Here is a 9,146-nt window from a genome sequence, read left to right on the forward strand (position 1 = left end):
GCAGTTTCCAGCAGAGCCTGATCCTGATCGACGAATGCCAGAACCTCACGCCGCACCAGATGAAAACCATCATCACCCGTGCCGGCGCCGGTTCCAAAGTGGTGTGCCTGGGCAACCTGGCGCAGATCGACACCCCTTACCTGTCCGCGACCAGCTCCGGGCTGACCTACCTGACTGAACGCTTCAAGGATTTCCCCAACGGTGTGCACATCACCCTGCAAGGGGTGCCTCGCTCGATCCTGGCCGAATACGCCGAATCGCATTTGTAACCCTTCAGCAAAAAACGGGCGGCCCAAAAGCCGCCCGGTTTTTTTATGGAGAAATGCATCTCTTCTGTGGGAGCGAGCCTGCTCGCGAATGCGGTGTATCAGTCGACATTTATACTGAATCTGAATCCGCTTTCGCGAGCAGGCTCGCTCCCACAGGGTGCAACGGTGAATTCATAATCAGTGGTGCGGAAATTTGACCCGCAGGTTTACAATCGACGCTCCTGATCAGGAGTAATCCCGTGCTGACTCATCTCGATTCCCAAGGTCGCGCCAACATGGTCGACGTCACCGAAAAAGCCGTGACGTTCCGTGAAGCGACGGCCCAAGCGCTGGTGCGCATGCTCCCCGAAACCCTGCAGATGATCGTCAGTGGCGGCCATCCCAAAGGTGACGTGTTTGCCGTGGCGCGCATTGCAGGTATTCAGGCTGCGAAGAAAACCAGCGATCTGATTCCCCTCTGCCATCCGCTGATGCTCACCGGCGTCAAAGTCGAACTCAGCGCTGACGGCGATGACACCGTGCGCATCGTCGCCCGTTGCAAGCTCTCCGGGCAGACCGGCGTCGAAATGGAAGCGCTGACCGCCGCCAGCGTCGCCGCCCTGACCATCTATGACATGTGCAAAGCCGTGGATCGTGGCATGACCATCGAAAGCGTACGCCTGCTGGAGAAGGTCGGTGGCAAGAGCGGGCACTTTCAGGCAGAGCAGCCATGAACCTGACAGTGAAATTTTTTGCCCGTTACCGTGAAGCGCTGGGCGTGGACTCGGTAAAGGTCGAAGGCGATTTCGCCACCGTCGACGACGTGCGTGCGCTGTTGGCGCAACGTGCTGGCGCCGAGGTATTGAGCGAGCAGAACCTGATGTGCGCGCGCAACGAAGACCTCTGCCAGCTCGACGAGCCGGTGGTCGATGGCGACGAAGTGGCGTTTTTCCCGACCGTGACCGGAGGCTGAGCCATGGCGATTCGTGTGCAGGCCACGCCATTCGATCCGGGCGCTGAAGTCAACGCGATGCACGCGGCCAATGTCGGCGTCGGCGCGGTGGTGAGTTTTGTCGGCTACGTGCGCGACTTCAACGACGGTCTCGATGTCGCGGGGATGTTCCTGGAGCATTACCCGGGCATGACCGAGAAAGCGCTGGGCAAGATTGCCGTCGAGGCCGAACAGCGCTGGCCATTGTTAAAGCTGGAAGTGCTGCACCGCATCGGCGCGCTGGAGCCGGGCGAGCCTATCGTCTTCGTCGGCGCCGCCAGCGCCCATCGCCAGGCTGCATTCGACGCCTGCGCCTTCGTCATGGATTACCTGAAAACCCGCGCGCCGTTCTGGAAGAAAGAAAACACCAGCGACGGCCCGCGTTGGGTGGAAGGGCGTGACAGTGATCATGCCGCTACGGATCGCTGGAACAAGTAAGTCCAGTACCGCCCTTTAGTCCGACATCGCTGGCAAGCCAGCTCCCACAGTGTTTTGCGTCGAGCACAAATTCGGTGTGCAGCACAGAGCCCTGTGGGAGCTGGCTTGCCAGCGATGGGCCTTCTGCAACAACAAAAAATTCCACTGACACTCCCTTTTCCTCGATTGACGATTTGTACATACGAGTCCAGTATGGATTTATAAGTACAAAAATGCTCCGTCCCGCCGCTCTTAGCTAATAGCTCGCAGCTGCTCTTCTTCATCTTGCCAAACCAACAACAACCCGCGAGAGAACGAACATGAAGAAACTTCCCCTCATCACCGGTCTGGCCCTCAGCCTGTTGGCATCCGCCAGCGTGTTCGCCGCCGAGCAAACCCTGCGCATCGGCATCGAAGCCGCTTATCCACCTTTCGCCTCGAAAACCGACAAAGGCGAAATCGTCGGTTTCGACTACGACATCGGCAATGCCTTGTGTGCGCAGATGAAGGTCAAGTGTGTGTGGGTCGAAGGTGAGTTCGACGGTCTGATCCCTTCGCTGAAAGTGAAAAAAATCGACATGGCGCTGTCGTCGATGACCATCAACGAAGACCGCAAGAAGTCGGTGGATTTCACCCACAAGTACTACTTCACCTCGTCGCGACTGGTGATGAAAGAAGGCGCCACGGTCGATGACCAGTACGCCAGTCTCAAGGGCAAGAACGTCGGTGTGCAGCGCGCCACCACCACTGACCGTTATGCCACTGAGGTGTTTGAACCCAAAGGCATCAACGTCAAGCGCTACAGCAACAACGAAGAAATCTACATGGATCTGGCGGCGGGGCGGCTTGATGCAATCTTTGCCGACACCATTCCACTGAATGACTTCCTGTCGATGCCGCGTGGCCAGGGGTATGCGTTTGTCGGGCCTGAGTTGAAGGATCCGAAGTACGTTGGCGAGGGCGCGGGGATTGCGGTGCGCAAGGGTAATACCGAGTTGGTCAGCCAGTTGAATGGCGCCATTGATGGCATTCGCGCGAGTGGCGAATATCAGAAGATTTCCGAGAAGTATTTCAAGTCCGATATCTACGGCGACTGATAGTCCGCCATCGCTGGCAAGCCAGCTCCCACATTGTTCTATGTCGTACACAGAGTTTGTGTACGCCGCAGTTCCTTGTGGGAGCTGGCTTGCCAGCGATGGGGCCAGATCAATCACTGCAAATCTTCAGCCCTTCAATTCCTTCAAATGCTTGTACACCGTCGCCCGTCCCATGTTCAGCACATTGGCCACATAGTTCGAGGCGCTCTTGCCCTTGAACGCGCCTTCAGCGTGCAGCGCCAGCACCAGTTCGCGTTTGTGATCGCGGGTCAGCAGGTTCAGGCTCAGTTGCCGCTCGCGCAGCCAGGCGTGCAGGAACGTGTTGATGCGCTCCTGCCAGTCATCGCGAAACAGTGAATCCGGCTGTGGAATCAGTTTGCTCGGCGAGAGAAACAGATCCAGTGCAGCCTTGGCATTTTCGAACAGCGAAATATTCAGATTGATGCACAACACCGCCAGCGGCAGACCTTCGCGGTCGCGCAGCACGGTGCTCAGGCTGCGGATTTTCTGACCGTCCCAGTTGAGTTTTTCGTATGGGCCGATGTTTCTGTCGCTGACGTCCTCGCTGAGCATGTCTTCCAGCGACGACTCGTCGCCGATCTCGCGTTTGGACAGGTTGTTGGCGATGTAGTCGACCCTCTGCGTGCGCAAGTCATGCAGCACCACTTCAGCGTGGGGGAAAAACAGTGTGGCGATGGCATCGGCGATGGCGCGGAAATTATCCAGCGCCGGGTCGAATTCGGGGGCGGTCATGACAGTGGAGCTCCAGGCAGCGTCAGCGCCCCCGTGAACAGGGGGCGCTGCGAGTGTGCCGCAATCCGTTGGGCGCGTCATCAGGATGGACGATCAGGCGAGGCGGTTGGGGGAGAGCATGTGGCTGCTCAGACCGAACTGACGCAGTTGTTCGGGCAACGCCTGGCCGCGCACCAGCGCCGCACTGGCCTGGCCCATCGCCGGTGAAGTCTGAATGCCATAACCGCCCTGCGCCGCGACCCAGAACAGCCCCGGCACTTGCGGATCGAACCCGCTGAGCAAGTCACCGTCGGCGACGAAACTGCGCAGGCCCGCCCAAGTGCGGGTCGGGCGGCGGATGGTCAGCGTGGTGGCTTCCTCGATCTGGTAGATGCCCATGGCGATGTCCAGCTCTTCCGGCTGCACGTCGTGGGGTTCGACCGGGTCGGCGTTGGCCGGTGAGCCGAGGAACATGCCGGCGTCAGGCTTCATGTAGAACGACTCGTCGAGGCTGACCAGCATCGGCCAGTGATGGGTGTCGACGCCTTCTGGCCCGGCGAAGATGAACGCGGCACGGCGTTTCGGTTGCAGACCCAGCGATCTGGCGCCGGCCAGTGCGCCGATCTTGTCGGCCCAGGCGCCAGCGGCGTTGATGATCACCGGCGCGCTGAAGGTCTGGCCATTGGTCTGCACCTGCCACACGCCGTCGGCGTCGCGGCTCAAGCCGAGCACTTCACAATCGGTATGGACTTCGCCGTTATTGCGACGGATGCCACGCAGGTAGCCCTGATGCAGGGCATCGGTGTCGATGTCGCTGGCACTCGGGTCGTAGATCGCGCCGTGGACTTTCTCCCGGCGCAGGATCGGCATTCGGGCACAGGCTTCATCGGCGCTTAGCAGCTGCATCTCCGGCACTGTGGCTTTGGCGCTGAGGTATTGATTGTTCAGTTCGGCGGCGTCCCCGGTGAAATCCACGGTCATTTCGCCGCGCGGGGTCAGCAGCGGGTGTTCGCAGAAGCCGGCCGGTGGATTGTCGAAAAACTCGCGGCTGGCCAAGGTCAGTGCACGCACTTGCGGCGTGCCGTACGCGGCAGTGAACAGCGCGGCGGAGCGCCCGGTGGAGTGATAGGCCGGGTGCGACTCACGTTCGAGCACGATCACTTTGGCGTGCGGCGACAGCCAGAAGCCGGTGGAAGCGCCGGCAATCCCGCCGCCGATGATGATGAAATCTGCCTGGCTCATGAAGTTCTCCCAGTGAGTACGCAATATCAAGGCGTTCGCTATCCCCTCTGTGGGAGCGAGCCTGCTCGCGAAAGCGGTGTATCAGTCGACATCTTCAGTGACGGTCAGACCGCATTCGAGAGCAGGCTCGCTCCCACAGGGATCGTGGTATCAGTTACTTAAGTGATAAACCGCATTGGCCAGGGCGATGTCTTCCAGGCCCAGGCCGATTGAGCGGAAAAACACATGACGGTCGTAACCGGGACGCTGGACTTTTTCGCTGAGCAGATCCGCCAGGTCGCCGATGATCGACTCCTTGCTCCAGCCGTGCTGCTCGGCGGCAATCAGCATCTCACCCGCCGACCCCGGCGTGGTCGGACGGTGGTCGCAGAACACCTGCATGTCGTTGAGGCTGTTCGGGGGGATTTCATGGGCACGCGGGGCGTTGGTGCTGATCGAGGTGATCAGCGCCGGTTTGCTCAGCGCGCCGGGGTCGATCACCGGGCCTGCGGATGAGGTGCAAAGCATGATCACGTCGGCATCAGTGACAGCGGCTTCACGGCTGGGCGAAATTGTCAGGTCGGGCGCAATGGCTTTCAGTAGTGCCTGAGTGTCGCGATCCTCCAGCAGGCTCGGCGAATAGACGCTGATGCTCTGCCAGTCGCGCAGGTTTTTCACGTAATGCAGATGCGCTTGGGCAATTTTGCCGCTGCCGATGATCGCCAGGCGCCGGGAAGCCAGCGGGGCGAGGGCATCGACGGCTACTGCGGTGGTCGCCGCTGTTCGGGCGGTGGTCAGCTCACCCGCATCACACAGCAACAACGGCTGCCCGGTCTGCATCGACATCAGCAGCGTCCACGCCGTCACCAACGCGCCTTGCTCACGAACGATGTACGGCGAAGTCTTCACTCCATACACACTGTCTTCAGCCAACACCCCCAGATAATTGATGAAGTCGCCGGCGCCCTGCGGGAATTCCACCAATTGCTGCGCCGGCTGCACAGCATGCCCGGCAGCAAGATCACGAAACAGCTTGCGCAGGATTTTCGGCACGTCGATGCGCGCCAACAGTTCGCGGGCCTGGATTTGGTCGATCACGTAGGGCGTACTGGACATGGCAGACTCCGGAGGCAAGATCTAAACTAATTTGTCCATTATGGACTTTTAGTTTTCTCTCGCAAGCACCTGTTGAGATGCCGGGCCAAAAAAAAGCGCAGTCCGTTGCCGGCTGCGCTTTCTCTTTATAGCGTCGCTTATTGCGGACGCTTGCGCTCAACCGCACGCAACAGATGCGTCGGCGGCGTTTCACAACTGATCTTGCGACCGAGCTTCTCTTCGATGGACGGCAACTGATAGGAGTCGTCTTCACCGGCAAAGCTGATCGACACGCCATCGGCGCCGGCGCGACCGGTACGGCCGATGCGGTGCACGTAGTCGTCCGGGACTTCCGGCAGGGTGAAGTTGATCACGTGGCTGATGCCGTCGATGTGGATGCCGCGACCGGCAACATCGGTTGCGACCAGCACGCGGATCTTGCCTTCGCGGAAACCTTCCAGGGTCTTGATGCGTTTGTGTTGCGGCACGTCGCCGGACAGTTGCGCAGCATTCACACCGTCGCGCACCAGACGTTCCTCGATGCGGCGGACTTCGTCCTTGCGGTTGGCGAAAACCATTACCCGCTCCCAGCCGTTATCGTTGACCAGGTTGTAGAGCAGTTTGTACTTGTCGGCACCGGCCACGGCGTAGATGTGTTGCTCGACGTTTTCGCTGGCCACGTTGGTAACTTCGATTTCGACGATGGACGGATCGGTGGTCCATTGTTTGGCGAGGTTCATCACGTCTTCGGTGAAGGTCGCGGAGAACAGCAGCGTCTGACGTTCGCTTTTCGGTGGCGTCTGACGAATGATCTGTCGCACTTGCGGGATGAAGCCCATGTCGAGCATACGGTCGGCTTCGTCCAGCACCATCACTTCGACCATGTCCAGGTGCACGTCGCCGCGCTGGTTGAAGTCGAGCAGACGGCCCGGGGTCGCGACGAGGATGTCGCAGTGGCGCGCTTCGAGGTGCTTGAGCTGTTTGTCGAAGTCCATGCCACCGACGAACGTCATCACGTTGAGGCCGGTGTACTTGGTCAGGTCGGCGGCGTCCTTGGCGATCTGCACCACCAGCTCACGGGTCGGCGCGATGATCAGCGCGCGGGGTTCACCCATGTAGCGCTCTTTCGGCGGCGGCGTTTGCAGCAGTTGGGTGATGATCGAGATCAGGAACGCGGCGGTCTTGCCGGTGCCGGTCTGCGCGCGGCCGATGGCGTCTTTGCCGGCGAGGGTGAAACCCAGCACCTGCGCCTGGATCGGCGTGCAATACGGGAAACCCAGATCCTGAATGGCGTGCATCAGTTCTGGAGACAGCTTGAAATCGTGGAAGCGGGTTTTGCCTTCCTGTGGCTCGACAACGAAATCTTCGAGTTTCCACGGAATAACCGGTGCCTTGGGCTTCGGTTCGCGACGCGGTCTGGCCGGTCTTGGCGCTTCGCTGCTGGCGCTTTCGGCAACAGGAGCTGCCGTTGGAGTGGCGACGGCGGCCGGTTTTTCCTCTTGTTTCGGTGCCGCTACGGTAGCGGGGCGGTCGGCCTGGCGGGCATCGTTGCGATGGCCGGGGGCGTGCGACGGCGCACTGGGAACTGGCGCGAGCTGCTCAGCCTCGCTTTTACCGAACATCTTCTTGAGTGCTTTGAGCACGGTCATCTCATCAATTGATTAAGGAATGTACGCCGGCCAGTGTAATGCAAGAATCGGGCGCGGCGTAGTGGGAGGGATCAAAGGGTGTTGCAGCGACTGAAAACAGCCGGGGCGATTAGCGCATGCGTTCGCTCAACCAGACACCGATGTCGCGGATTTCTTCGGGTAACACTTCGTGCTCCATTGGGTATTCCTGCCATGTCACGGTGACACCATGGGCCTTCAGATACTCATAGGCGGTACGCCCCATCGAGTTCTGCACCACGTTGTCAAACTGACCGTGCAGCGACAGCACCGGAATGCGCTGCTGGCTGGCGGACAATTCCAGTTCATCACTGAAAGTCGGCGCATACGTCGACAGCGCCAGTACGCCACCCAACGGTCCCTGCCATTTCAAAAATGCGGTGTGGAAAACCACGGCGCCACCCTGGGAGAAACCGGCGAGGAAAATCCGCGAGGCGTCTATTCCGCTGGCGCGCTGTTCTTCGATCAATTCAATGATGCGATCTGCGGACGCTTCCAGCTCATCGCGGTCGATCGCCCGGGCCGGGCTCATGGCCTTGATGTCGTACCAGCTCGGCATGGCATATCCGCCATTAATGGTGACCGGACGGGTCGGCGCCTGGGGCAGAACGAAGCGCGTGCTCAGCAAGCTTTCCTGCAACGCCTCGGCGACCGGCAGAAAGTCGTAGCGGTCGGCCCCCAGGCCGTGCAGCCAGATCACGCAGGCGTCTGCGGGCTTAACAGGCTGAAGAATCAAGGGCTCGGTCATGGCTGCTCCAAATATGTGCGGGCGCTCTCATTAAGTGCGTGATTGGAGTGCGCGCCCGGTTGATCCGTTAAGAAGATGTCGCAAGGGTACAAGTTTTGCTATTGACCTGTCGCTCAATCGCTTCAGCGGCCGGTGTGGTACGGGCTTTGCTATGGAGGACTGTGTACGAAGCGTCCCAAGCCTGGCGGTAACACTATCAGTGTACGACTCGCGAAGGGATAGCAACGAATCCGGTGATGGATGTTCGCCAATGGCCGCTACGGGCTCAGCGAACGTGACAGGGCTACAGCCCGTTCGGCCGATTGGTGAGAAGTGAGTTGTCCATGATGTGGATTTTCTCCTGAAAGACTCATAGCGAAGGTCTTACGTCGGTTGACCCCAAAAAAAGCCAACACGGGTCAACAACGCCTCAAAAGGGTGCGACAGGACTCAAGCTCCGACACAACAAGAGCAAAACTGGAGGTTTGAATGAAGATGTTGAAATCCACTCTGGCAGTCGTGACTGCAGCAGCAGTACTCGGCGTCAGCGGGTTCGCTCAGGCGGGTGCAACCCTGGATGCCGTACAGAAGAAAGGTTTCGTGCAGTGTGGCGTGAGCGACGGTCTGCCAGGCTTCTCGGTTCCGGACGCTACCGGCAAGATCCTCGGCATCGACGCTGACGTCTGCCGCGCCGTAGCCGCTGCCGTATTCGGCGACGCGACCAAGGTCAAGTTCAGTCAGTTGAACGCCAAGGAGCGCTTCACCGCGCTGCAATCCGGCGAGATCGACATTCTGTCGCGCAACACCACCATGACCAGCTCCCGTGACGCGGGCATGGGCCTGAAATTCCCGGGCTTCATTACCTACTATGACGGCATCGGCTTCCTGGTAAACAACAAGCTGGGCGTGAAGAGTGCCACAGAGCTGGACGGTGCTACCATCTGCAGCCAG

The 9,146-nt window shown here is 59.8% G+C and carries 11 protein-coding genes; 6 read left to right on the forward strand and 5 right to left on the reverse strand.

Features of this window, described 5'->3' with window-relative positions:
- From ACIOWE_RS29010 to ACIOWE_RS29030, 5 genes are all read left to right on the forward strand, one after another.
- On the forward strand, window positions 1–269 hold a 269-nt coding region (locus ACIOWE_RS29010; RefSeq protein WP_401398350.1), incomplete at its 5' end, for a PhoH family protein.
- A 239-nt stretch (window positions 270–508) separates the two neighbouring features.
- A complete protein-coding gene (gene moaC / locus ACIOWE_RS29015) occupies window positions 509–982 on the forward strand; it encodes a cyclic pyranopterin monophosphate synthase MoaC (protein ID WP_093437022.1) in 474 nt (157 codons plus the stop codon).
- Window positions 979–1,221 (forward strand): MoaD/ThiS family protein, encoded by a 243-nt coding sequence (locus ACIOWE_RS29020; protein WP_401398352.1) that lies wholly within the window; start codon window positions 979–981, stop codon window positions 1,219–1,221. The genes moaC and ACIOWE_RS29020 overlap by 4 nt, the downstream gene beginning before the upstream one ends.
- Window positions 1,222–1,224: 3 nt before the next feature.
- A complete protein-coding gene (moaE, locus tag ACIOWE_RS29025; RefSeq protein ID WP_401398354.1) occupies window positions 1,225–1,677 on the forward strand; it encodes a molybdopterin synthase catalytic subunit MoaE in 453 nt (150 codons plus the stop codon).
- A 299-nt stretch (window positions 1,678–1,976) separates the two neighbouring features.
- Window positions 1,977–2,753: an ABC transporter substrate-binding protein gene (locus tag ACIOWE_RS29030; RefSeq protein WP_401398356.1), complete on the forward strand. Its 777-nt coding sequence runs from the start codon at window positions 1,977–1,979 to the stop codon at window positions 2,751–2,753.
- Window positions 2,754–2,879: 126 nt separating this feature from the next.
- Here the strand turns inward: ACIOWE_RS29030 and ACIOWE_RS29035 are convergent, their stop codons facing one another.
- The 5 genes from ACIOWE_RS29035 to ACIOWE_RS29055 all read right to left on the reverse strand — a co-directional run bounded on the left by ACIOWE_RS29035 (window position 2,880) and on the right by ACIOWE_RS29055 (window position 8,216).
- Complete coding sequence (locus ACIOWE_RS29035; protein WP_401398358.1) at window positions 2,880–3,506, reverse strand: transcriptional regulator; 627 nt, start codon at window positions 3,504–3,506, stop codon at window positions 2,880–2,882.
- 93 nt (window positions 3,507–3,599) lie between these two features.
- Window positions 3,600–4,727 carry an NAD(P)/FAD-dependent oxidoreductase gene (locus tag ACIOWE_RS29040; protein ID WP_401398359.1) on the reverse strand — a complete coding sequence of 376 codons (1,128 nt, stop codon included), beginning with the start codon at window positions 4,725–4,727 and terminating at the stop codon, window positions 3,600–3,602.
- A 150-nt stretch (window positions 4,728–4,877) separates the two neighbouring features.
- On the reverse strand, window positions 4,878–5,822 hold the full coding sequence (locus tag ACIOWE_RS29045; protein ID WP_401398361.1) for an ornithine cyclodeaminase family protein: 945 nt from the start codon (window positions 5,820–5,822) through the stop codon (window positions 4,878–4,880).
- Window positions 5,823–5,959: 137 nt separating this feature from the next.
- Window positions 5,960–7,450, reverse strand: coding sequence for an ATP-dependent RNA helicase RhlB (rhlB, locus tag ACIOWE_RS29050; RefSeq protein WP_401398363.1), 1,491 nt, complete (start codon window positions 7,448–7,450; stop codon window positions 5,960–5,962).
- 109 nt (window positions 7,451–7,559) lie between these two features.
- Window positions 7,560–8,216: an alpha/beta hydrolase gene (locus ACIOWE_RS29055; RefSeq protein ID WP_401398365.1), complete on the reverse strand. Its 657-nt coding sequence runs from the start codon at window positions 8,214–8,216 to the stop codon at window positions 7,560–7,562.
- A gap of 468 nt (window positions 8,217–8,684) precedes the next feature.
- On the opposite strand from ACIOWE_RS29055, the gene ACIOWE_RS29060 reads away from it, so the two are divergent.
- On the forward strand, window positions 8,685–9,146 hold a 462-nt coding region (locus ACIOWE_RS29060), incomplete at its 3' end, for a transporter substrate-binding domain-containing protein (protein ID WP_401398367.1).

Origin of the sequence: Pseudomonas sp. NPDC087598 (assembly GCF_044743525.1) — a bacterium.
Lineage (GTDB): Bacteria > Pseudomonadota > Gammaproteobacteria > Pseudomonadales > Pseudomonadaceae > Aquipseudomonas.